This is a genomic window from Roseomonas sp. F4 (assembly GCF_053891155.1).
In genome coordinates this window covers 12,284-37,142 of the sequence record NZ_JBSSHK010000002.1, presented here as the reverse complement: position 1 = coordinate 37,142, position 24,859 = coordinate 12,284, and the positions used below count along the sequence as shown (strand labels likewise).

Sequence of the window (24,859 nt, the reverse complement as noted above, 5' to 3'; positions counted from 1 at the left end):
GATTCCAGGCGCGATGCTTTGTTCCCATACGGGAGTTACAGGTGATGGCGCTGTTCGATTCGCTCACGACGACCCAGATCGGGCAGCTGACCACCACCACAATTGCTGCGTTGACCACTTCACAGATCCGAACGCTGGCCACGACCCAGGTGGCGGCGCTGACCACGACGCAGTTCGGCGTCATGGCTTCCACCCAGCTTGGCGCGCTGACCAGCACGCAGGCCGCGGCGCTGGAGACCACCGACCTCGCATCGCTGGGCACCACGCAGATACGCGGCCTGGTCTCGACGCAGCTCTCGGCGCTCAGCACGACACAGCTCGGCGCGCTGACCAGCACCCAGCTCGGCGCTTTCTCCTCCGTCCAGGCGGCGGCACTGAACACCACCCAGGTCGCGGCGCTGACCACCACCCAGGTTGGCGGGCTGGGCACCACGCAGATCATCGGCCTGACCAGCACCCAGCTGGCGTCCTTGACCACCACCCAGGTCGGCGCCCTGACCACGACGCAGATCGCGGCCATCGGCAGCGTCGCCCTGCGCGGCATGGAAACCACCGACCTCGCCGCGCTGACCACCACCCAGATCCTGGGCCTGACCGCGACCCAACTCGCCGCCCTGACCACCACCCAGGCGGCAGCGCTGGAGACCACCGACCTCGCGGTGCTCACCACCACGCAGATCCGCGGCCTGGTTTCCACCCAGCTCGGCGCCCTGACCACGACGCAGGCCGTGGCGCTGACCACGACGCAGCTCAATGCGCTGACGGCAACGCAGGTGGCGAGCCTCAGCACCACGCAGATGGGCGCGCTGACCACCACCCAGGTCGCGGCACTCGGCACCACGCAGGTGGCGGGCCTGACCTCCGGCCAGTTGACCGCGCTGACCACCACGCAGATCGGCGCCCTGACCAGCACCCAGATCGGCGCCATCACGGCGACGCAGATGCGCGGTCTGGAAACGACGGATGTCGCGGCGCTGACCACCACCCAGGTCGCCGGCCTGACCTCCAGCCAGCTCACCGGCCTCAGCGCGACGCAGGTCGTGGCGCTGGAGACCACGGACCTCGCCGCGCTCACCACCACCCAGATGCGCGGCCTGACCACGACGCAGGTCGCGGTGCTGACCACGACGCAGGCGGCGGCGCTGACCACGACGCAGCTCGCCGCGCTGGCGACAACGCAGGTCGCGGGCCTGACCAGCACTCAGCTGGCGGCCTTGACCACCACGCAGTTCGGTGGCCTGTCCAGCACGCAGATCGGTGCCATCAGCTCCCTGCAGATCCGCGGCATCGAGACCACGGACCTCGCCGCGCTGACCACCACCCAGATCGGCGGCCTGACCGCCGTGCAGCTCGGCGCGCTGACCACCACCCAGACGGCGGCGCTGGAAACAACAGACCTCGCGGCGCTCACCACGACGCAGCTGCGCGGGCTGAGCAGCACGCAGCTCGGCGCGCTGACCACGACGCAGGCGGTGGCGCTGACCACGACGCAGGTCGCCTCGCTGACCAACTCCCAGGTCGGTGGGTTGACGACGACCCAGGTCGGTGCCCTGACCACGACGCAGGTCGGTGCGCTCGGCACCACGCAGATGGCCGGGCTGATCTCCAGCCAGGTGGCGGCGCTGACCACCACCCAGGTCGGCGTGCTGACCACGACGCAGATCGCCGCCATCGGCAGCAGCCAGATCCGCGGCATGGAGACCACTGACCTCGCCGCCCTGACCACCACCCAGATCCTCGGCCTGACCACGGCCCAGCTCGGCTCGCTGACCACCACCCAGGCTGCGGCGCTGGAAACCACCGACCTCGTGGCACTGACCACGACTCAGCTCGGCGGCCTGGTGTCCACCCAGCTCGCGGCGCTGACCACCACGCAGGCCACCGCGCTGACGACGACCCAGGTCGGCGCTCTGACCACGACCCAGGTCGGTGCCTTCACGGCCACCCAGATCGCGGCGCTGACCACCACCCAGATCGGCGCCTTCGGCACCACCCAGATCCAGGGCCTGACCACCGGCCAGCTCGCCGCCCTGACAACCACGCAGGTCGGCGCCCTGACCAGCACCCAGGTCGGCGCCATCCGCCGCAACTGGATCACCGGGCTGGAAACGACCGACCTCGCCGCCTTCACCACCACGCAGATCGGCGGTCTGTCCTCCGACCAGGTGAATTCGCTGAGCAGCACCCAGTTCGCGGCGCTGGAAACCACTGACCTCGCCGTGCTGACCACCACGCAGCTGCGCGGCCTGACCAGCACCCAGCTCGGCGCCCTGACCACCACCCAGGCCGCCGCCCTGACGACGACGCAGATCGCCTCCCTGGCCAGCACCCAGATCTCGGGCGTCACCTCCGCGCAGCTCGCGGCGCTGAACACGACGCAGATCGGCACGCTGACCAGCACCCAGCTTGGCGCCATCAGCTCCACCGCGCTGCGCGGCATGGAGACCACGGACCTCGCCGCGCTGACCACCACGCAGGTGGCCGGGCTGACCGCGACGCAGATCGGCGCGCTGACCACCACCCAGGCCGTGGCGCTGGAAACCACTGACCTCGCCTCGCTCACCACCACCCAGCTGCGCGGGCTGACCAGCACGCAGGTGGCGGCGCTGACCACGACGCAGGCCGTGGCACTGACCAGCACGCAGATGGCGGCGCTGAACAGCACGCAGTTCGCCGCGCTGACCAGCACCCAGACGGCAGCGCTGACGACAACGCAGGTCGGCGCGCTCGGCACCACCCAGATTGCCGGCCTCACCTCCACCCAATTGGCGGCGCTGACCACCACCCAGGTCGCAGGGCTGACCACGACGCAGATCGCGGCCATCCGCAGCAGCCAGATCCGCGGCATGGAGACCACCGACCTCGCCGCCCTGACCACCACCCAGATCCTCGGCCTGACCACGGGCCAGCTCAGCTCGCTGACCAGCACCCAGGCGGCGGCGCTGGAGACCACGGACCTCGTGGCGCTGACCACGACGCAGCTCGGCGGCCTGGTGTCCACCCAGCTCGCGGCGCTGACGACAACGCAGGCCATCGCCCTGACGACGACGCAGGTCGGTGCCTTGACCACGACGCAGGTCGGTTCCCTGACCACCACCCAGGTGGCGGCGCTGACCACCACCCAGATCGCTGCCTTCGGCACCACTCAGATCCAGGGCCTCACCACCGGCCAGCTCGCCGCCCTGACAACCACGCAGGTCGGTGCCCTGACCAGCACCCAGGTCGGCGCCATCCGCCGCAACTGGATCACCGGGCTGGAAACGACCGACCTCGCCGCCTTCACCACCACGCAGATCGGCGGTCTGTCCTCCGACCAGGTGAATTCGCTGAGCAGCACCCAGGTCGCGGCGCTGGAAACCACCGACCTCGCCGTGTTGACCACGACCCAGCTGCGCGGCCTGACATCGACCCAGCTCGGCGCCTTGACCACCACCCAGGCCGCCGCCCTGACCACGACGCAGATCGCCTCCCTGGCCAGCACTCAGATATCGGGCATCGGCTCCGCACAGTTGGCGACGCTGACCACCACCCAGATCGGCTCCATCACCAGCACGCAGATCGCGGCCATCACCTCCACCGCGCTGCGGGGGATGGAGACGACCGATCTCGCCGCGCTCACCACGACGCAGGTCGCTGGCCTGACCGCGACGCAGATCGGCGCGCTGACCACCACCCAGGCCTCGGCGCTGGAGACCACCGACCTCGTCACGCTCACCACGACGCAGCTGCGCGGCTTGAACGCGACGCAGATCGCCGCCCTGACCACGACGCAGACCACGGCGCTGACCACGACGCAGATGGCGGCGCTGAGCAGCAGCCAGTTCGCGGCGCTGACCAGCACCCAGGCCTCCAGCCTGACCACGACGCAGATCGGCGCGATGGGCACCACTCAGGTGGCCGGCCTGACCAGCACCCAGCTGGCATCCTTGACCACCACCCAGGTCGGCGTGCTGACCACGACACAGATCGCGGCCATCGGCAGCGTTGCCCTGCGCGGCATGGAGACCACTGACCTCGCCGCTCTCACCACCACCCAGATTGGCGGCCTGACCACCACGCAGGTCGCGGCGCTCACCACCACCCAGGCGGCGGCGCTGGAGACCACCGACCTTGCGGTGCTCACCACGACGCAGCTTGGCGGCCTGACCAGCGCCCAGCTCGCGGCGTTGACCACCACCCAGGCCACGGCCCTGACCACCACCCAGGTCGGCGCTCTGACCACGACCCAGGTCGGTGCCTTCACGGCCACGCAGATCGCGGCGCTGACCACCACCCAGATCGGCGCCTTCGGCACCACCCAGATCCAGGGCCTCACCACCACCCAACTTGCCGCGCTCACCACCACCCAGGTCGGCGTGCTGACCAGCACCCAGGTCGGCGCCATCCGCCGCAACTGGATCACCGGGCTGGAGACCACTGACCTCGCCGCCTTCACCACCACGCAGATCGGCGGCCTGTCCTCCGACCAGGTGAATTCGCTGAGCAGCACCCAGGTCGCTGCGCTGGAAACCACTGACCTTGCGGTGCTGACCACCACGCAGCTGCGTGGCCTGACCAGCACCCAGCTCGGCGCCCTGACCACAACCCAGGCCGCCGCCCTGACCACGACGCAGATCGCCTCGCTGGCCAGCACCCAGATCTCGGGCATCGGCTCCGCACAGCTGGCGACGCTGGCCACCACCCAGATCGGGGCCCTGACCACCACCCAGATCGCAGCCATCGGCAGTGTCGCCCTGCGCGGCATGGAGACCACGGACCTCGCCGCCCTGACCACCACCCAGGTGGCCGGGCTGACCGCGACGCAGATCGGTGCCTTGACCACCACCCAGGCTTCGGCGCTGGAAACCACCGATCTCGTTACGCTCACCACCACCCAGGTGCGCGGTCTGACCAGCACGCAGGTGGCCTCCCTGACCACGACGCAGGCGGTCGCCCTGACGACGACGCAGGTGGCTGCGCTGACCAGCTCCCAGGTCGGCGGGCTGACCACCACTCAGCTCGGAACCCTGACCACCACCCAGGTCGGCGCCTTCGGCACCACCCAGGTGGCGGGGCTGAGCAGCAACCAGCTGGCGGCCCTGACCACCACTCAGGTCGGCGTGCTGACCACGACGCAGATCGCGGCCATCGGCAGTGTCGCGCTCCGCGGCATGGAGACCACCGACCTCGCCGCCCTGACCACCACCCAGATCGGCGGCCTGACCACCACGCAGGTCGCGGCGCTCACCACCACCCAGGCGGCGGCGCTGGAAACCACCGACCTTGCGGTGCTCACCACGACGCAGTTCGGCGGCCTGACCAGCACCCAGTTGGCGGCTCTGACCACCACCCAGGCCATCGCCCTGACCACGACGCAGGTCGGCGCCCTGACCACCACCCAGGTTGGCGGCTTCACCACCACCCAGGTCGCGGCGCTCACCACCACCCAGATCGGCGCCTTCGGCACCACTCAGATCCAGGGCCTCACCACCGGCCAGCTCGCCGCCCTGACCACCACGCAGGTCGGCGCCCTGACCAGCACCCAGGTCGGCGCCATCCGCCGCAACTGGATCACCGGGCTGGAAACGACCGACCTCGCCGCCTTCACCACCACGCAGATCGGCGGCCTCTCCTCCGACCAGGTGAATTCGCTGAGCAGCACCCAGGTCGCTGCGCTGGAAACCACCGACCTCGCGGTGCTGACCACGACGCAGCTGCGTGGCCTGACCAGCACCCAGCTCGGCGCCCTGACCACAACCCAGGCCGCCGCCCTGACGACGACGCAGATCGCCTCCCTGGCCAGTACCCAGATCTCGGGCATCGGCTCCGCACAGCTGGCGACGCTGACCACCACCCAGATCGGCTCCATCACCAGCACGCAGATCGCCGCCATCACCTCCACCGCGCTGCGGGGGATGGAGACGACCGACCTCGCCGCCCTGACCACGACGCAGGTCGCTGGCCTGACCGCGACGCAGATCGGCGCCTTGACCACCACCCAGGCCTCGGCACTGGAAACAACCGACCTCGTCACACTCACCACGACGCAGCTGCGGGGCCTGACCAGCACCCAGGTGGCCTCCCTGACCACCACCCAGGCCGTGACGCTGACCACGACGCAGGTGGCCGCGCTGACCAGCTCCCAGATCGGCGGGCTGACCACCACCCAGCTCGGTAGCCTGACCACCACCCAGGTCGGCGCCTTCGGCACCACCCAGGTGGCGGGGCTGAGCAGCAACCAGCTCGCGGCCCTGACCACCACCCAGGTCGGCGTGCTGACCACGACGCAGATCGCCGCCATCGGCAGCGTCGCGCTCCGCGGCATGGAGACCACGGACCTCGCCGCCCTGACCACGACCCAGATCGGCGGCCTGACCACCACGCAGCTCAGCTCGCTGACCACCACCCAGGCGGCGGCGCTCGAAACCACCGACCTCGCGGTGCTCACCACGACGCAGCTGCGCGGCCTGACCAGCACCCAGTTGGCGGCGCTGACCACCACCCAGGCCATCGCCCTGACGACGACGCAGGTCGCCACGCTCACCACCACCCAGGTTGGCGGCTTCACCACCACCCAGGTCGCGGCGCTCACCACCACGCAGATCGCTGCCTTCGGCTCCGACCAGGTGATGGGCCTCACCACCGGCCAGCTCGCCGCCCTGACCACGACGCAGGTCGGTGCCCTGACCAGCACCCAGATCGGCAGCATCCGCCGCAACTGGATCCGCGGGATGGAGACCACCGACCTCGCCGCCCTGACCACCACCCAGATGGCCGGACTGACCTCCGACCAGCTGAACGGCTTGACCAATACCCAGGTCGCGGCGCTGGAAACCACCGACCTCGCGGTGCTGACCACGACGCAGCTGCGCGGCCTGACCAGCACCCAGCTCGGTGCCCTGACCACGACCCAGGCGGCGGCGATGACCACCACCCAGGTCGCCTCGCTGGTGAACAGCCAGATCTCCGGGCTGATCTCCAGCCAGGTCGCCGCGCTGACCACCACCCAGATCGGGGCGCTGACCACCACCCAGATCGCCGCCATCACCTCCACCGCGCTCCGCGGCATGGAGACCACCGACCTCGTCGCCCTGACCACCACCCAGATCGGCGGCCTGACCAGCACCCAGCTTTCCGCCCTGACCTCCACCCAGGCGGCCTCGCTGGAAACGACGGATCTGGTGGCGCTGACCACCACGCAGTTCCGCGGCCTGGACTCCACCCAGCTCGCGGCGCTGACCACGACGCAGGCGGTGGCGCTGACCACCACCCAGCTCGGCGCGCTGACCACCACCCAGGCCTCGGCGTTCACCACCACCCAGGTGGCCGCGCTGACCACGACGCAGATCGGCGGGCTGGGCACCACCCAGATCGGCGGCCTCGGCAGCAATCAGCTCGCGGCGCTGACCACGACCCAGGTGGGGGCGCTCACCTCCACCCAGATCGGTGGCATCAGCAGCGTGCAGATCAAGGGCATGGAAACCACCGACATCGCGGTGCTGACCACCACGCAGTTCGGCGGCCTGTCCTCCACCCAGCTCAGCGCGCTGACCAGCACCCAGGTCACCGCCCTGACCACCACCCAGGCCGCGGCGCTGGCCACCAGCCAGCTTGTCGGCCTGACCCAGACCCAGATCGGCGCCTTGACCACGACCCAGGTCGTGGCGCTGACCAGCACCTCCGTCACCGCGCTGACCACGCGGCAGATGGCGGGGCTGACCACGACGCAGCTCGCCTCCCTGACCACCACGCAGGTCACGGCGCTGGAAACGACGGATATCGCGGCGCTCTCGGACGCCCAGGTCGCCGGCTTCACCAGCACCCAGATCGGCGCGATGTCCTCGAACCAGGTGAACGCCTTGTTCAGCTGAACAGGCGGGGGCGGGGGCGATCCCCGCCCCCGTCCCTCACGCCTGCGGCGGCGTCGGCCGGTGGCCGGACACGCGGGCGGCCGCATCCCGCGGCAGCCGCAGCGCGCCGGGCAGCATCGCCAGCATCACCAGGCCGGCCACCACGAAGCCGGCCTGGAATTCCGCCAGGCCCGGTTCGGCCGTGCCCCGAAAATGCATCCCCGCCGCCAGGGTCAGCGACCCCAGCACCACGCCCAACGCCACCGACAATTGCTGGATCGTGCCCGTCATCGCTGTGGCCGCCGCCAGCTTGTTCTGCGGCACATCCGCAAACGCCATGGTGGCCATGGAGGTGAATTGCAGCGAGCGAGACAATCCGCCGGCCGCCAGCACCAGGAAGATGGCAATGGGTGGCCAGGACGGGTTGAACAGCGCGCAGGCCGCCACCCCCGCCGCCGCCGCCACGGCATTGGCCACCAGGATCGTGCGGAAGCCGAAGCGCCGCAGCAGCGGCCGGATCAGCGGCTTCATGGTCAGTGCCCCAAGCGCCGTCGCGAAGGTCAGCAATCCGCTGCCGGAGGCCGAAAGGCCGAAGACCAATTGCAGCGTCAGCGGCAGCATGAAGGGCAGCGCCCCTGCGCCGATGCGGAACAGCGTGCCGCTGACCATCGGCATGCCGAAGCTGGGGATCGACAGCAGGGACAGATCCACCGCCGGCCGCACCGCCTGCTTCGAATGCAGCACCGCCGCCAGCGTCGCCAGCGCACCGAGGCCCAGCACCCCCAGCGTCACCCAGAGCGGCACCAGGCCACGCCCGATCGTCTCCAGCCCCGACACCAGCAGGGCCAGCGCGATGCCCCAGAACAGCAGCCCGCGCGTGTCCAGCGGGCCGGGGTCCTGCCGCTCCAGCTCCGGGATGAAGCGCCAGACCAGCAGCAGCCCGAGCGCGCCGACCGGGATGTTGATCCAGAACACCGCGCGCCAGGACACCGCATCGGTCAGCAGCCCGCCGATCGGAGGGCCGAAGATCGGGCCGAGCAGCGCCGGCATGGTCAGCCAGGTCATCGCCGTCAGCAATTCCTCCTTGCTGACGCGGCGCAGCAGCAGCAGGCGCCCGACCGGCACCATCATGGCGCCGCCGACCCCTTGCAGCACCCGCGCCGCCACCAGCGTGCCGAGGCCCTGCGACAGGCCCACCAGGGCGGAGGCGCCGGTGAAGACCAGGATCGCCCACATGAAGACCCGCCTCGGCCCAAACCGGTCCGCCACCCAGCCGGAGACCGGGATGAAGACGCAGAGCGCCACGAGGTAGGAGGTGATGGCGACCGAGAGATGCACCGGGTCCTGCCCCAGGTCGCGTGCCATGGCCGGCAGGGCGGTGGCCACCACGCTGCTGTCCAGGTTCTGCATGAACAGGGCGCTGGCGACGATCGCCGCGACTATTCTTGGGTCGCGGGGCGCGACGGGGCGCGGATCGCGCGGCTTCTTCTCGGTCTCGCTCACCCGGCCGCCATCTCCCGCAATCGCGCGCGCTGAATCTTTGGGCCGTTCGGCCCATCCACCACCGGAAATCTTTCGAGCGCCACGATCCGTGACGGCACCTTGAAACGCGCCAGATTCGCGCGGCACGCGGCCATCAGCGCGGCCTCGTCATAGCCAGGGCCGGGAATGATGAAGGCGACGGGTTTGCCGCCGGCCTCCACCACCTGGGCGGCCAGGACGCGGGGCTGGGACTGCAAAAAGCCCTCGATCTCCTCGGGGGAGACGAGAAAGCCGCCAATCCGCAACGCATCGCCACGGCGCGTCTGGAAACCGAAGCCGCCATCGGGCTGCGCCGCCGCCAGATCACCGCTGCGGAACCAGCCGTCTGCCGTACGGGCCTGCGCGGTGGCCTCCGGATTGCCGAGATAGCTGTCGAACAGCGAAGGGCCGCGCAGCAGCAGCTCGCCATCCTCCGCGATCCGCCAGCCGGCCTCGGCGCTGACCGGCGCGCCGCCGCCCACCGCGCGATATGGGCCAGCGGGGTTCTGGCCGGCGAACAAGGCCTGCACCTCGGAACTGCCATAGACGCCGCGCACCGCGAGGCCCAGCGCGTCAGATGCCGCCAGCACCCGCTCCGCCTGGCCATGGAAGCTGGCGAATCCGGTGAAGCGAAATCCCCGGTAGGGTCGGCCGGCGGCGGCCTCGGCCAGAAGCAGCAGCCATTCATCGCCGCCGACCATATGGGTGATGAACTCCGCCCGGATCAGCGCATCCGCCGCCGGCGCGTCCAGCTTTTCCAGGCAGGCGATGCGCGCGCCACCGGCCACCGCCGCCAGCGCCGCGCTCAGCCCAAACGTGCCGCAAAGGGGCACGGCGGCGAGCATCGCGGCGCCCGGCGCATCGGTGCCGATGGCGGCCGCCACATCCGCCGCATGGCCGGCGATGGAGGTTTGGTGGTGCAGCACCAGCTTTGGGCCGGCCGTGGTGCCGCTGGTGGTGAAGGTGAGGCATTCGGCCTCGGGCCTCGCCAGATCCGGCGAGTCCTCAGCCTCCAGCAGCGTTTGGCGAGTCAGCACCGGCAGGCCAGCGAGATGGCCCTCCGCCAGCCCATCCATCCCCAGCACCATCCGCAGCGATCCGGGCGGGTCGGGCAGCACGGCGGCGGCGTCCACGGCCGCAAAATCGCGGGCGACGGCCAGTGCCTTGGGGCGGGCGCGGGCCAACAGGTTGCCGACCTCCAGCGCCCGGAAGCGGGTGTTCAGCAGCACGGCGCAGGCACCACGCCGGGCCAGGGCGAACAACAACAGCAGAAAGTCGGGGCGATTCGGCAGGAACAGCGCCACCCGGTCGCCCGGCCCGATACCCGCCGCCGCCAGCCCACCCGCCATGCGCCGCACCTGCGCCTCGGCCTGCCCCCAGCTCAGCCCGGGGAAGGCCGGCGCATCGGGATGGGCGGCGGCGGTGCGGGCCAGAAGGGCGGTGAGTGTGGCAGGGCGTTCCATTGTCCCGCATGATGCGACCGCTTCGCGCGCCCCGCCAGACCACCCCGGGCGGAACAGACCCCCGCTTGACGCGCCGCGCCCAGGGCGTGACGGTCGGAACCATGCCAAGTTCCCCGCCCGACCCCGTCACCCTCGCGGTGCTCGAAAACCGATTCCGCGCCGTGGTGGAGGAGATGGGGGAGGCGCTGCTGCGCACCGCCACCTCCCAGATCCTGAACTCCTCCCGCGACTTTTCGATCGCGCTCTGCGATGCGCGCGGGCGACTGGTGGCGCAGGCGGATCACATCCCGGTTCATGTCGGCGCCATGCCCTTTGCCGCCGAAGCCGCGCTGGAGGCCTTTCCCGGCCAGATGCGCCCAGGCGACTGTTTTCTGCTGAATGACCCCTGGCATGGCGGCAGCCATCTTCCCGACCTGACGATTGTCTTGCCCGTCTTTGCGGATGGGGAACTGGTCTTCCTCTGCGTCGTCCGCGCCCATCAATCCGACATCGGCGGCGCCACCCATGGCGGCTACAACCCCTCCGCCACCGAGATCTGGCAAGAGGGCATCCGCATCCCGCCGATTCGGCTCGGGGAGAATGACACCCTGCGCGAGGACCTCGTGCAGATGCTGGCGCTCAACACCCGCATCGCCCGCGACTTCCGGGGCGACCTGATGGCCATGTGGGGCTCCGCCCGACTCGGCGCGAAGCGGCTGGAGGCGCTGCTGGCCAGCCACGGCGCCCCGAAGCTGAACGCCGCGACGGACGCCATCCTGGACCTGGCCGAGGCCCATGCCCGCCGCATCATCGCCACCTGGGCGGATGGCACCTGGCAGGGCGAGGCGGTGCTCGACGATGACGGCCATGGCGCGGAGAACGTGACCATCCGCGCCACCGTCACCAAGCAGGGCGGTGACCTGACCGTGGACCTGACGGCCAGCGACCCGCAGACGCTCGGCTTCGTCAATTCCTCCTGGCCCAACACCGTCTCCGCCGTGCGGATGGCGCTCGCCTATCTGCTGGACCCGGAGGTGGCGAAGAATGACGGCGCCTTCCGCCCGCTGACGGTGCTGGCGAAGGAGGGCACGGTGGTGCGCGCGGCGGAGGGTGCGGCCGTCACCCTCTGCACCAGCCACTGCTCCAACGAGATCGTGGAGGCGGTGGTGAAGGCCCTGGCCAATGCCTGCCCGGCCCGCGCCATGGGCGGATGGGGCCGCCGTTTTCGCATTGCCATCCAGGGCAATGACCCGCGGCGGGCCGGCAAGAAATTCGTCTGGCACCTGTTCCATGCCCGGCCGGGCGGCGGCGGCCATGCGACCGGCGATGGCTGGTCCGGCGCGGGCGAATGGCATTCAGCCGGCGGGCTGAAATTCGGTAGCGTCGAGATGGCGGAGGCGCGCTTCCCCCTGTTCTTCCGCCGCCACGAATTCTTGGGCGGCTCGGCCGGCGACGGCCAGTATCGCGGCGGACTCGGCGGGGAGCTGGAGCTGGTGGTGGAAACCGCCGGCCCGGCGCGGGCCAATACCGCCGGCGACGGCGCCCGGCACGGCGCGGCGGGGATGCTCGGCGGGCAGGACGGCGCGCCGCATCACTACCGGCTGGTTCCCGTCACGGGCGCGCCGCGCGATCTGCGGACCAAGGAAACCGGGGTGCAGCTCGCGCCCGGCGATGTGTTGCATGTGCGGTCGGGCGGCGGCGGCGGCTGGGGCGACCCGGCGAAGCGCGACCCGGCCGCGCGGGCGGCGGATGCGGCCGAGGGTTTTGTCTGACGCGCTTTTCGAACGGCACAGCCCCCCTCACCCAACCCTCTCCCCCCGTCGGGGGGAGAGGGCTGCGCAGGCTTGGCGCGTAGCGCCTGGCCGAAGCGGGTGAGGGGGGCCGCACATTGGAGTAGCCCATGCTTGCCCCCTACCGGATCGGCTGCGACGTCGGCGGCACTTTTACGGATGTCGTCTGCATCGGTGCCGATGGCAGCACCCTCCTCGCCAAGGCGGCGACCACGCCGGATGACCAGTCGCGAGGCGTGCTCGATGGCCTCGGCGTGCTCGCCGGCATGCTCGGCCTGCCCCTGCCTGAGCTGTTGGCCCAGACCGAACGCCTGGTGCATGGCACCACGGTGGCCACCAACGCCCTGCTGGAACGCCGCACCGCCCGTATCGGCCTGCTGACCACCGAGGGCCATCGCGACGTGATCGAGATGCGCGAAGGCCTGAAGCCCGAACGCTACGACCTGCGCCTCTCACCCCCCGCCCCCCTGGTGCCGCGCCGCCTGCGCCTGCCGCTGCGCGAGCGCATCCGCGCCGATGGCGAGGTGGCCGTCGCCCTGGATGACGCCTCGCTGGCCGCCGCCATCGAGACCCTGCGCGCGGAGCAGGTGCAGGCCGTGGCCATCTGCCTGTTCCATTCCTGGCGCGACCCCTCCCACGAACAGGCCGCCGGCGCCGCCGTGGCCGCCGCCCTGCCCGGCGCCTATGTGACCCTCTCCTCGGACGTGCTGCCGCAGATCAAGGAGTTCGAGCGCTTCTCCACCACCGCGGTGAATGCCGCCGTCGGCCCCATCGTCGCCACCTATCTCGGCCGGCTGGAAACCCGCCTGGCGGAAGCCGGGCTGCGTGCGCCGCTGTTTGTCATTCTCTCCCATGGCGGCGTGGCCCCGGTGGCGGAGGCAGCGCGCATCGCCGCCGGCACCGCCCTCTCCGGCCCCGCCGGCGGCGTCGCCGCCGGGCTGGCGCTGGCACGCGCCGGGCTGGGCCAGGACCTTGTGACCTTCGATGTCGGCGGCACCTCAACCGACGTCGCGCTGATCGACGGTGGCGAGGCCGCGCTCGGCCGGGGCCGCGTGGTGGGCGGGGAGCGGATCGCGCTCGAAAGCCTGGATATCGTCACGCTGGGCGCCGGCGGCGGCTCGATCGCCCATCTGGGCGCAGGTGGCATGATGCGCGTCGGGCCGCGCAGCGCGGGCGCCGTGCCCGGCCCCGCCTGCTACGGCGCGGGCGGCACGGAGCCGGCGGTCACCGATGCCAATCTGGTGCTGGGCTATCTCGACGGGTCGCGCTTCCTCGGCGGCCGGCGGTCGCTGGATCTGGCGGCGGCACAGGGTGCGGTGGAGCGGCTCGGCACGAAGCTCGGCCTTGGCATGATGGAGTGTGCGGCGGGCATCCATGCGCTGGCCAATATCGCCATGGCGGATGGCATCCGCGTCGCCACCGTGCGCCGCGGCGTCGATCCGCGCGGCTTTTGCCTATTGGCCTTCGGCGGGGCGGCGGGGCTGCATGCCAGTGCGGTGGCGCGGGATTTGGGCATGGCGCGGGTCGCCGTGCCGCTGCTGGCGGCGGGCCTGTCCGCCTGGGGCATGTTGCAGACCGACCTCCGCTACGAGGTGTCGCGCAGCCTGATCGGCGCCACCGGCCTGCCGGACGAGCCCGCCATCCGCGCCCTCTTCGCCGAGTTGGAAGCCGCCGCCCGCGCCCGTATGGCCGAGTGGATGGACGGCACGCCCGCCATCCGCCGCAGCGCCGACATGCGCTACGGCGAGCAGGTGTTTGAGGTCGGCGTGCCGCTGGACTCCGTGGATTGGGACGCGCCTGGCCTGCCCGCGCAAATCGCCGAAAGCTTCCACAACCGGCATGAGGCGCTGTTCACCTATGCCCTGCGGGGGGAGGAGGTGGTGCTGGTCACCGCCCGCGTCGCCGCCATCGGTCGCCTGCCCGCCCTGCCCGTGCGCGAGTTGCCGACAGTTGCCCCGGCCACGCCGGTGGCGCAGCGCCGTGCCTTCGTGGCCGGCGCGGTCCAGGACCTGCCCGTCTACAGCTTCACCGCCCTGGCGCCGGGCCAAAAACTGCCCGGCCCGGCCATCGTGGAAAGCGACACCACCACCGTGCTGCTGCTGCCCGGCGACGTGGCCTGGCTGGATGCGCGCGGCTGGCTGGAAGTGGCGGTCGGGGGCTGAGCCCCCGCCCCGCCGAAAGATCAGGCCGCCCGGCCGTAGCCCAGCCTGGCCTCGCCCGCGACGCAGAGCGTGATGGTGGGTGCCAGCGCCGGATCGGCCCCGGGCTGGCCGGAAAGCCAGCCGGCATAAAGCCCTTCCAGCACCGCACCCACCCAGGCTCCCTCGGCATCGTCCCCGGTGCCGATCGCCGGGGCGGCGGCATGGGTCACAAGCAGGCGCCGCTGCTCGACATCGACGGAAAGCTGGCAATAGCCCCATTCCGCCGCGCCCAGCGCGTCATTGATGTGGGATTCCAGGCCCTTCAGCGTGTCGCAATGCGGCAGCGGCATCGCCTCCGCCATGCGCTGCCCGATGGCCCGCATCAGCGCCGCCCGTCCGGCATGGTCCAGATGCGCGTCCAGCGTCTCCACCAGCCCACGCACGAAAATCCGCCACTGCGTCGCGACGCCGCGGCGGGCCAGATAGGCGGCCGTCACCGGTTCTGTCGCCTGAACTTCCGTCATGCCCCGTATCCCATTCAGCGATCGAAGCGGTAGCGGGCATAGAACAGGCCGCGCGTCTCGCTCCAATCCGCGGCCTGATCGAAGCGCAGCGCGCCACCGATGCGCAGCTGCGGCGTCAGCATGTATTCGATATCGCCGCGCAGCCCGCCAGTCAGGCCGGTCTTGGACTGGCCGGCATAGAAGGCATCCACGCCGGACTCGCTATTGGAGCGGGCCACAAGCTGGCCTTGCAGCGTGGTGTCATTCGGGAAGATCTCGGTGCGGTCCTCGGTGAAGGTCGCCACGCCGATGCTCGCACCCACCCGGTAGAACAGGTTGTTGGACCGCCCGCGATAGTCGATCGGCACATTCGCCGCGATGAAGCTCTGCGGGCTGTAATAGCCGCCATGGCCCAGCGTGAAGAAGCGCAGGTTCTTGTCATAGGCGAAGTAGACCAGGTCGAGACCCGTCACCAATTCCTCGGTGGCGGAGCGCCAGATCGGGGTCTGGAAGCCGGCCCCGGCCTCGATGCGACTGTTCTCGGCCACCCCTTCGCCGCTCATGCTGAAATAGCCGCCGGCGATGTAGAAGTTGGTGTCGCCGCTGGCGAATTCGAGCTGCACGCGGCCACCGGTGCGGACCACGCCGCCCCAGGTGCTGCCCAGCGCCGGGTCGCGCAACCCGCCCCAGGATAGCAGGCTGTCCGTCATAGCCCGGCGTTCCGCCGTGACGCGCAGCCGCACGCCATCGCCGATCTCGGGCGCGATTTCGATGCCGCCCACCACATTGTCCCGCAGGAAGCCGAGCGGGGTGGTGCCGATATCGGCGGAGAAGCCGCCGCGGGCATAGGCGGCGCCGAGCGCCACGCCGCTCTGGCTCGATTCCGTGTTGCGCGCGGTATTGGCCTGCGCCTGGGTCAGCGTGCCGCCCGTCCCCGCCAGCGTCAGCGGATAACCGCCAAAGCGCCGCATGGAGGCGAGCGAGCCCTGCAGATCGCCGGAATCCAGCGAGACCGCGCTGGCCCGCGCCGTCAGCCGGCCGCCCATACCTGGCACCGCGATGCTGCCCTCGGCGCCGACATGGGTCTCTGTCAGCGCATCGATGCCGTCATCGCCGGAGCGTGTGCGCATGCCCAGCGCCGGGGTGATGCGCGGTGCGGCTTCCTGCCGAACCTCCACCAGCTGGCGGTTGATCTCGTTCAGCAGCGGATCGGCCGGCTGGGCCGGACCGCCGAGGCTGGGGGAGCCGAAACCCTGCGCCTGGGCGAATTGCTGACCCTGGCCGCCCATATCCTGGCCGGAGAGCGGCACGCGCCGGAAGGGATTCTCCGACTGCGACGGCCGGCCTTCCGGCAGGGTCGCCTGCGGCACCATGGCGCCGCCGAGCAGGCCCGGCGTATCGGTGGCACCGATCTGTTCGCGTCGCATCCGCGCCGCCGCTTCCAGCGCATTGCGGGCGCGGCGCTGGTCGCCCCAGGCGCGGGCCAGCCGCGATTCCAGCAGCGGAATGCGCGGATCGTTCGGCATCAGCGCCCGGCCTTCGGACAGCAATGCCTCCGCCCGGCCCCAGTCGCGATTGGCGATGGCGGCGTCCATCGCCGCCTGCCGCGCATCGGTGTCCCGCGGGTTGCGCGACAGCACAGCCTCGGCGATGCGCCCTGCCTGCTCCGGGTCCCGCGCGCCCTGGTACAGGCGGGCGAGGGCCAGGTTCGCCGCCGGATTCGACGGGTTCTGGCGCAGCGTCGGTTCCAGCACGTCGAAGGCAGCGGCCTGCTGGCCGCGCTGGTTCAACTGGTCGGCGGCGCGGATCGACAGGCCGGCGGAAAGGTCATTGGCCTGCCGGCGCTGATCCGTGGTCAGCCGCCCGGCATCGATCGCCTGGGCGGCGGCGGAGGCCTCCGGGTTGAGCCCGGCCTCGGCCAGCGCACCGGCAGCGGCCAACTGGGCGGCGGGTGCCTGGCCACGCGCCGCGATGGCGTACATCCGCGCCGCTTCCTGCGCGCCGCGGGTGTCGTTGATGCTGTTCAGCGCCCGCACGGCCGCCGGCCCGACCTCCCCGGTCGGATCGCGGCGCGAGGCCATGGCGATCAGCCGCTGGCGCGCCTGCTGGCGCTGCCCGCGCCGCGCCAGCGCGACCGCGTCCTGCACCTCCGCCTGGACGCGCGCGGAGGCCAGAAGCTGGTTGTGGGCGGCGGTGCGCGCGCGGGCCGGGATGCGTTCCATCAGCCGCACCGCCTCGGCGGGGCGGGACTGTTCGAAGGCGAAGATCGCGGCGGCGTGGATCGTCTCCGGCGTCGCCCGGTTCGCGACCGTGGAGGCGACCATCTGGTTCGCTTCCGCGCCCTGACCGGACTGCGCCATCAGCCGCGCCAGGTCGAGCCGTGTCCAGGGGTTGGAGGGGTCGTTCTGGATCGCGGCGCGCAGCAGCGCGGCGGCGGCCTGCGGGTCATCCGTGCGCTGCGCTTCCGCGCGCAGGGCCTCGGCGCGGACCTGCGGCGCGTTGGTGCCACCGATGCGGCGATAGACCTCCTCGGCCTCCGCGAACTTGCCCTGTTCCTGCAAGGCATTGGCGAGGCCGGACATGGCCGCGCCGAAATTGCTGCGCCGCGCCAGCGCGGAGCGATAGCGCTCCTCGGCCAACGCCGCATTGCCCTGGCGCAGCGCGATATCGCCCAGCAGCGCCTCGGCATCCGGCCGGTCGCCGCCGCCGCGCGCGACGATGCGCGCCAGCACGGGCTCCGCCTGGCTGATATTGCCCTGCGCAACGAGGTTGCGCGCCGCCTGGATATCCGGCCCCGGGGCGCCGCCACCGCCGCCGCCGCCACCACGGCCCACGCCCGCATTGCCACGCGGCACCACAGTGGCGCCCCGCAGCGCCTCCTCCCAATTCGCGCGACGCGACGGGTCGGCATCGATCGCCGCCTGCAGCAGGCGCGCGGCCTCGGCCCGGCGTCCCTGACGCAGGCGCACCAGACCCAGCCCGCCGAGCCCTTCCGGGTCGTTGGGGTTCACCTCCAGCACGGCGGAGAAGCGCTGCTCCGCCTCCCGCAGCCGGCCCTCGCTGAAGGACTCCCAACCATCCATGCGGATATTGCCGGTGGGGTCGGTGGGCTGCGCCTGGGCGCGCGCCTCCTCCAACCGCCGCTGGATCTCGGCGTCGTTCGGGAATTGGGCGAGGTAGCCTTCCAGCGGCTGCACCGCCTCCGGCCCCTGGCCGAGCCAGGTCAGCGCCTGGCGCCAGGCGGCGGCGGCACTCTGCTGGCTGCCCGGCTGGCCGGACAGGCGGCGCAGCGCGTCGATGCCCTGGGCGCGGGTTTCCTCGCGATAGGTCAGAACCTGGGCATAGGCGAGCTGCACCGCGGTGTTGTTCGGGTTGCGCCGGGCCAGCCGGCCCAGCCCATCCTGCGATTCCCGCCAGCCAGCCTCGGTGCCGGCAAGGGCCTGGTAGTATTCCAATGCGAAGCTGTCCGGCACCGGCGCGCCGGAGAAGATGGCGCGGTAGCGCTCCACCGCCTCGGCATTGCGGCCGGCCTGGGCGAGTTGGCGTGCCTGGGCAAGTGCGGCGGCATCGACGGTGGAGGTGCGCACCGCGACATCGGCCTGGATGGTGCGCGGATCAGCCGGTGCGGTGGCCCGCAACTGGCCGAGCGCCTGCTGCGCCTGGGCGACATTGCCAAGCTGCGCCTGCGCCTCGGCCAGGCCGGACAGCGCGTCGGCGTTGCGCGGGTCCACCTGCAACACACGCTCCAGAGTCCGCACCACCTGGTCGGGGCGGTTCTGCAGCTTCCAGTAATTCGCCTGATCGAGCAGGGCCGCGATGCCGCGATCCTGGGCGAAGCTGGGGCTGGCCGCCAGGCTGACGGCCACCAAGGCGGTGCTCAGCAGCCCCGCGCGGATCGTCCGGGTCGGGCTTTTCATCATGTGGTCCTCGTCCGCAGACGGATGGCCGCGCGGCGACGCAGCGCCCAATAGGCCGGAATGGCGATGATGGCGCAGGAGATGGCGAGCAGCAGCAGCAGCAGGTCCGGACGCGTCTGCAGGAAGTATTGCGGCCAGATATAGGGCGGCAGGGTACCCACGGTGTAATGGTTGCCCAGGGTGAAGCCACTGATCCGGCCCGCGGACAGGATCGCCAGATCACCCTGCACCCGCGGCGCCTGTTCCGGGTCACGCAGCGCCGCCAGCATCTGTTCCAGCCCCTGCGGGGTGGTGCCGGTCAGCGCCACCACGGACTTGCCGGAGCGCAGCGGGCTTTCGAAGCCCATCAGGATGCCGAGGCCGTCGCCGGTGGACGCCAGCAGGGCCTGCGCCTGTTCCCGCGCAACCCGGGGCTCGTCACCCAGGAACAGGTTGCGGAAGCCTTCCAGCGCATCGGGCAGCGCCACGGTCAGGCGGTTGCCTTCCAGCACCACCGGCCCGTCGCGCAGCAGGGTTTCCAGCGCCGGCTGGCGGCCCAGCGTGCCGATCACCAGCAGGTCGCGCGAGGCCACGCTGTCCAGCGCCGCCGGCCGCACCACCCGGATGCCCGTGGTGGCATGCCCGACATGGGAGGCCAGGCGCCCCATCAGCGTCAGGAAGGAGGTCAGTTCCACCTCATTCGGCTGGTCCGGCAGCACCGCCGCCGTGTCGCTGAAATCCGCCATGCGGGTGAAGGGGAAGCCCGAGCCGGAGAAGAAGGCCAGGTTCGGCAGGGTGGTGAAGCGATAGGCGTCGGACAGGTCGATGGTGCTGTCCGGGTCGATCCCGGCGCGCACATCGGCCGGCACGGCGATGCAGTCGCCACGGTGCAGCGGCCGCATGTCGAAGCGCATCTGCAATTCATTCGCCCCGAAGATCAGATAGGGCGGCAGGCCGAAGCGGCCGGTCATGCGCTCGGACTGGCCGAACTGGCGGGAGAAGTAGCTCAGCGGCCAGGGCGCGTCGGCATCGCGCAGCGGCAGGCTGCGCAGATAAATGTCGTTCAGCGCGATATCGAGGCGCGACACCGCGACATCGGTGATCGGACCGGGCGGGGAGCGGTAGTTGAGCTCCACCGGCAGCGGCCGGCCACGCCAGGTGTAGAGGTCCGGCGCGGTGCGGAAGGGCACGGAAATCGGACCCGGCGCGTAGCCGAAGGCCTGAAGCTCGGTGGGGTCCACCAACTCACCCAGGCGCACCGGGCGGTCGCTGCGTACCCAGCGCGGCGCGTCATAGGGCTGGCGCGCCGGCACGGTGATGGGCTGCACCACGGCGATTTCGCCGGCCAGGGCTTCCTTGCTGCCGGCCAGCACCACCGCGGCCTGCGCCGCTTCCTCCCCGGTCCGGCCGCCGACCACCAGGATCAGGCCGAAGCGGTCGGTCGGGTTCGGCACCAGCGCCAGGGTCGGCCCGTCGAAGCGGGGCAGCGCCAGGCCGGGGATCGCTTCCGGCCCGCCCGCGATCACCACCGCATTGCCGCGCTGCGGCAGGGTGAAGGAGACGGGGAAGCTCGCGCCGCGATAATCCGCCTGCACGGCGAACCAGGAGGCGACGGTCGCCGCCGCCTGCAGGCCCTCATTGCTCGCCGCCTGCGGCACCACCACCGGCAGCACCAGCGGTTCCCGCAGCAAGCGCGGATCGAAGAAGGGTTCCGGCAGGCGCGCCAGGTCGCGCTGCAAGGGCAGCCGCTCCAGCGTCAGTTGCAGGGTCGAGAGGTCGGAGACATTGGCCCAGAGCAGGCCGGAGAGCGGGTCGTTGCACTCCAGCGTGTAGCGGCCGGTGAAGCGGAAGTTCAGCCGGTTCAGGTCGGCGAAGAACACCGGGTTGATCGGGAATTCCAGCGGGCCGAAGGCCGGTCGGTTGCGGTCCGGGTTGATCACGCCGACGAACTGCTCGTTCAGCGCCATCGCCACCTGGCTGTATTCCGGGATCAGCGCCGGGCTGGTCGCGCCTTGCAGCACCAGACGCGCGCTGGTCACCACCTCATCGCCACGGACGCCGAACAGGACGCCCTGGAGGTCGGAAGTGCCGCGCATCTGCATCGGCGCGCGCAGGCCGAGCTGGCGCAGCGTGCGGGTCTCCGTGCGGGTGGAGCCGATATCGCCGGTCGGCGCGCCGAAGCCACCGATGACGGGACCGCCCTGGAAGGCGGGCTGGGCCTGCGGCAGCGGCGGCAGGCCGGTATTCACCTGACCAACCGTGCCGACCGGCACCTGCTGGCCGGGCACCTGGCCGGGCGCCACCTGCCCGAAGGGAACGAGCGGCCCGGCGCCGGAGACGGAGGGTGCCTGGCCGGGCTGGGCCGGCTGCCCGAAGGGCGTCAGCGGGGCGCCGGCGGGCGGTGCCGTCTGCTGCCCGAAGGGCATCAGCACATTGCCACCGGGGGGACCGGCCGGCGGCTGGCCGGGCTGCGCAAAGGGAGAGCCCTGCACCTGCAAGGGCACCGCGCCACCCTGGGTCGCCGGCGCGCCGAAGGTGCCGACCCCGGGGGATTGCGGCGTCAGCGTCAGCGGCAAGCCCTGCGGACCGGGCTGCAAGGGCGAGGGCGGCGGCGGCGCGCCGCGCAGATTGACCTGCGCCAGGGCCAGACCCGGCGCGGACAGGGCCAAGGCCAGCGCGACCGCGGCGGCGCGACGCACCGTGCTTTCGCCCCGCGCCCGGCGCGTGGGTGCCGTGGGCTCCGGCGGGGCTTCCGCCGTGACTGCCTCGGCGGCCGGGGCCTGCGCGCTCATCACGACCCGGTTGCGCCGCTGGCGGCGGGTGAAGAAGGAGAACTGGCTGTCGCCGCGGAACAGGCCGCCGATGGACCGTGCCACCTCGCCCAGGCTGCGGAGTGGTTTATCTTCGCGCACGTCGTCCCAATCCACCCAAGCATCCGCGCGACCCAGAACGGCGCGCACGATGTTACCCTCGTCATGCAGCGTCTGCGCCGCGAAGCGCAGCTGCATCCGCCCGTCCTGCCAGCGCAGCACCTCCGCCGGAATCGCGACCCATTCGGGGCCCACATCCAGCTCCAGTGTGATCGCCAGATCTTCCGGCACATCGGCCGGCCGCTCGATCGCCACGGCGGCGCCACCCAGCGAAAGGTCCATCGTCTCGCCTTCGATCACCCGTCCATCGGCCAGCACCACATTCGCCGCGATCACGGCGCCGACGCGCGCTCGTTCGCGCACCTGCCGGCGTTCACGACCCACGGCGAGACCCGCCAGCACCACCACGAAGGACAACACCGCCCAAAGGAAGTTCAGCGCGAAGGCCTGGAAGTCCAGGCTGTCCACCGGATTGGTGGTCAGGCCGTAGATGCCCGAGAGAAGGCCGGCGATCAGCGCCAGCGCGAGCACCATGTTCGGGCCCACGGCGCGCAGGTCGAAGAAGCCTTCCTGCAGCGTGCCGCCCTTGTCGGTGACGTTGAATTTTCCCTTCTTCGGGTCGAGCAGCGTCGCGAGCATGACGGGGATCAAATACAGCGCCAGAACCGTCTCGTAGATTTCCGACCAGAAGCTGTGCCGCACATGGCCCGACAGCCGGCTGGTGGCGCCCACCGAATGCAGGATATGCGGGCCCGCATAGGCGATGATCGCAAGCGGCGATGCGGCGATGATGCTCTCGCCGAACAGCAGGAAGGCCAGCGGCGCGGTCAGGAAGACGAAGCGCGGCAGCGGGAACAGGAAGTGGAACTGCGACATGAAGTAGCAGCAGCGCTGATAAAACTTCAGGCCCGCGCCCAGCATCGGGTTCTCGATGCGCAGAATCTGAATCATGCCCCGGCCCCAGCGCATGCGCTGGCCGATATGCAACATCAACCGTTCCGTCGCGAGGCCGGCGGCCAGCGGGATGCGCAGATAGGCCGTGCGCCAGCCGCGCCGCTGCATCTTCAGCGAGCAGTGGCAGTCCTCCGTCACCGTCTCGGTCGGCACGCCGCCCACTTCCAGCAGCGCCTCGCGCCGGATCACCGCGCAGCTGCCGCAGAAGAAGGTGGCGTTCCACAGGTCGTTGCCCTGCTGCACCATGCCGTAGAACAGCAGGCCCTCATTCGGGACGCGCTGGCCGGAGGCCAGGTTCCGCTCAAACGGGTCGGGCGAATAGAAGTGGTGCGGCGTCTGCACCATGGCGAGGTCGCGGTCGCGCAGCAGCCAGCCCACGGTCAGCTGCAGGAAGGCGCGCGTCGCCACGTGGTCGCAGTCGAAGATGCAGATGTATTCGCCGTTGGTGACCTTCAGCGCGGCGTTGATATTGCCGGCCTTGGCGCCCTTGTTGTCGGCGCGGATCAGGTAGTTGCAGCCGACCTGCTCGCAGAAGCGCCGGAATTCGTCGCGGCGGCCGTCATCGAGCAGATAGACGTTCATCTTCTCGCGCGGCCAGTCGATCGCCAGCGCGCCGTAGATGGCGGGCTTCACGATTTCCAGCGGCTCGTTGTAGCTCGGGATGAAGACGTCGATGGTCGGCCATTCCTCCGGATCCTCCGGCAGCGGCACCGGCTTGCGGTCCAACGGCCAGATCGCCTGGAAATAGGCCAGCAGCATGGTGGAAACGGCATAGACCTCGGCCAGCAGAAGGCCGGTGCCGAGGAAGGTCTGGATGAAGCTGGTGAATTCCAGCGTATCGACCAGACGCCAGTAGATGTAGCGCATCGATACCAGGCAGGACATGAAGACGATGAAGATCGTCATCGCCCGGCCCGGGATGCGATTCGCCACCAGGAACAGCAGGAAGCCGGCCACCGCCAGCCAGGCCTGCTGCTCCGCCTGCAATGGCGCAACCGTGAAAATCAGGCCGATGATCAGGCTCAGCGCCATCAACGGCCAGGATACCCACCGTCGCGCCCAGGGCCCGCCGCGAAAGGCACGACCCTGTCGCAGGGATTGGGCAAAGCTCATCGCGCGCCCCAACCCATGCCGAAGCCTTCCGGCGCAGCCGGCAGCGCGGCCTCGATGGCGCGGGCGATGCCGCGGATGTCTTCGGAGGCGCGGCTGTCCGGCGCGATCTCCTGCACCAGCTTCTGCATCGCCAGCGCCTCGGCCAGCGTCTCGTCACGGCTGACCGCGCCGAGCAGGCGCGGGCCGAGATGCCGCGCCACCGCATCGGCGGCCGCGCGCGAAAGGCGGGAATTCAGGTCCACCTCGTTCAGCACAACGCGCAGGCGGCCGGCAAACAGCGCGGCCATGGTACCCGAGCCGAGGAAGCGGCCGCTGTCGATATCCGGGATCAGCGCCGCGCTGATGGCTTCCGCCTGCAGCACGGCGATCACCATCGACGCCATCGGCACCAGCACCGCGAGCGCATGCGACGGGCCGGGCGAGGTGTCGGCGATCACGGTCAGGCCGGGGTCGGAGAGGATGGCGCGCATCGGCGCGGCCAGCAGCTCCGGATCCCGCTCCAGCGCCGCGGCCAGGCCGAGCGCGCCGCGCAGCTCCATCGCGCCATGCGGCAGGACCATCACGCCGGAGGCAGTCTCCCGCACGCAGCTGCGCCAGTCCGGGCGGCGCGGCAGTTCGGAGGTGAAGCCGCCCATATCGGACAGCGGCACGCCGAAATGCAGGCGCAGCGTGTTCTGCGGGTCGAAGTCGATGACCAGCACGCGCCGGCCCTCGCGTTGCAGGGCATCGGCCAGATTGGCCGCCAGGGTGGTCTTACCGACGCCGCCCTTGGGAGACGCGAAGCAGATCAGCGGCATGGT

At 71.0% G+C, this 24,859-nt stretch carries 9 protein-coding genes; 3 read left to right on the top strand and 6 right to left on the bottom strand.

Annotated elements, in window-relative coordinates:
* Positions 1–44: 44 nt before the first annotated feature.
* Positions 45–7,850 (top strand): beta strand repeat-containing protein, encoded by a 7,806-nt coding sequence (locus ACVFYP_RS07655; RefSeq protein ID WP_499199569.1) that lies wholly within the window; start codon positions 45–47, stop codon positions 7,848–7,850.
* A 36-nt stretch (positions 7,851–7,886) separates the two neighbouring features.
* On the opposite strand, the gene ACVFYP_RS07650 is transcribed toward ACVFYP_RS07655, so the two are convergent.
* A complete protein-coding gene (locus tag ACVFYP_RS07650; protein ID WP_499199568.1) occupies positions 7,887–9,332 on the bottom strand; it encodes an MDR family MFS transporter in 1,446 nt (481 codons plus the stop codon).
* Positions 9,329–10,813 (bottom strand): AMP-binding protein, encoded by a 1,485-nt coding sequence (locus tag ACVFYP_RS07645; RefSeq protein WP_499199567.1) that lies wholly within the window; start codon positions 10,811–10,813, stop codon positions 9,329–9,331. The genes ACVFYP_RS07650 and ACVFYP_RS07645 overlap by 4 nt, the downstream gene beginning before the upstream one ends.
* Before the next feature lie 65 nt (positions 10,814–10,878).
* Here ACVFYP_RS07645 and ACVFYP_RS07640 point away from each other — a divergent pair, with 65 nt between their 5' ends.
* Complete coding sequence (locus tag ACVFYP_RS07640) at positions 10,879–12,564, top strand: hydantoinase B/oxoprolinase family protein (protein ID WP_499199566.1); 1,686 nt, start codon at positions 10,879–10,881, stop codon at positions 12,562–12,564.
* A gap of 128 nt (positions 12,565–12,692) precedes the next feature.
* The gene (locus tag ACVFYP_RS07635) at positions 12,693–14,744 is read left to right on the top strand and encodes a hydantoinase/oxoprolinase family protein (protein WP_499199565.1); all 2,052 of its coding nucleotides are present in this window, start codon (positions 12,693–12,695) and stop codon (positions 14,742–14,744) included.
* Between the two features lie 20 nt (positions 14,745–14,764).
* Here the strand turns inward: ACVFYP_RS07635 and bcsD are convergent, their stop codons facing one another.
* Genes bcsD through ACVFYP_RS07615 form a run of 4 tightly spaced genes read right to left on the bottom strand, consistent with a single transcriptional unit; the run spans position 14,765 to position 24,856 of the window.
* Complete coding sequence (bcsD, locus tag ACVFYP_RS07630) at positions 14,765–15,247, bottom strand: cellulose biosynthesis protein BcsD (RefSeq protein WP_499199564.1); 483 nt, start codon at positions 15,245–15,247, stop codon at positions 14,765–14,767.
* A gap of 14 nt (positions 15,248–15,261) precedes the next feature.
* Positions 15,262–19,143 (bottom strand): cellulose biosynthesis protein BcsC, encoded by a 3,882-nt coding sequence (locus tag ACVFYP_RS07625; RefSeq protein WP_499199563.1) that lies wholly within the window; start codon positions 19,141–19,143, stop codon positions 15,262–15,264.
* Positions 19,143–24,059, bottom strand: coding sequence for a UDP-forming cellulose synthase catalytic subunit (gene bcsA, locus ACVFYP_RS07620; protein ID WP_499199562.1), 4,917 nt, complete (start codon positions 24,057–24,059; stop codon positions 19,143–19,145). Before bcsA ends, ACVFYP_RS07625 begins: the two co-directional genes overlap by 1 nt.
* The gene (locus tag ACVFYP_RS07615) at positions 24,056–24,856 is read right to left on the bottom strand and encodes a cellulose synthase operon protein YhjQ/BcsQ (protein WP_499199561.1); all 801 of its coding nucleotides are present in this window, start codon (positions 24,854–24,856) and stop codon (positions 24,056–24,058) included. The genes bcsA and ACVFYP_RS07615 overlap by 4 nt, the downstream gene beginning before the upstream one ends.
* Between the last annotated feature and the right edge of the window lie 3 nt (positions 24,857–24,859).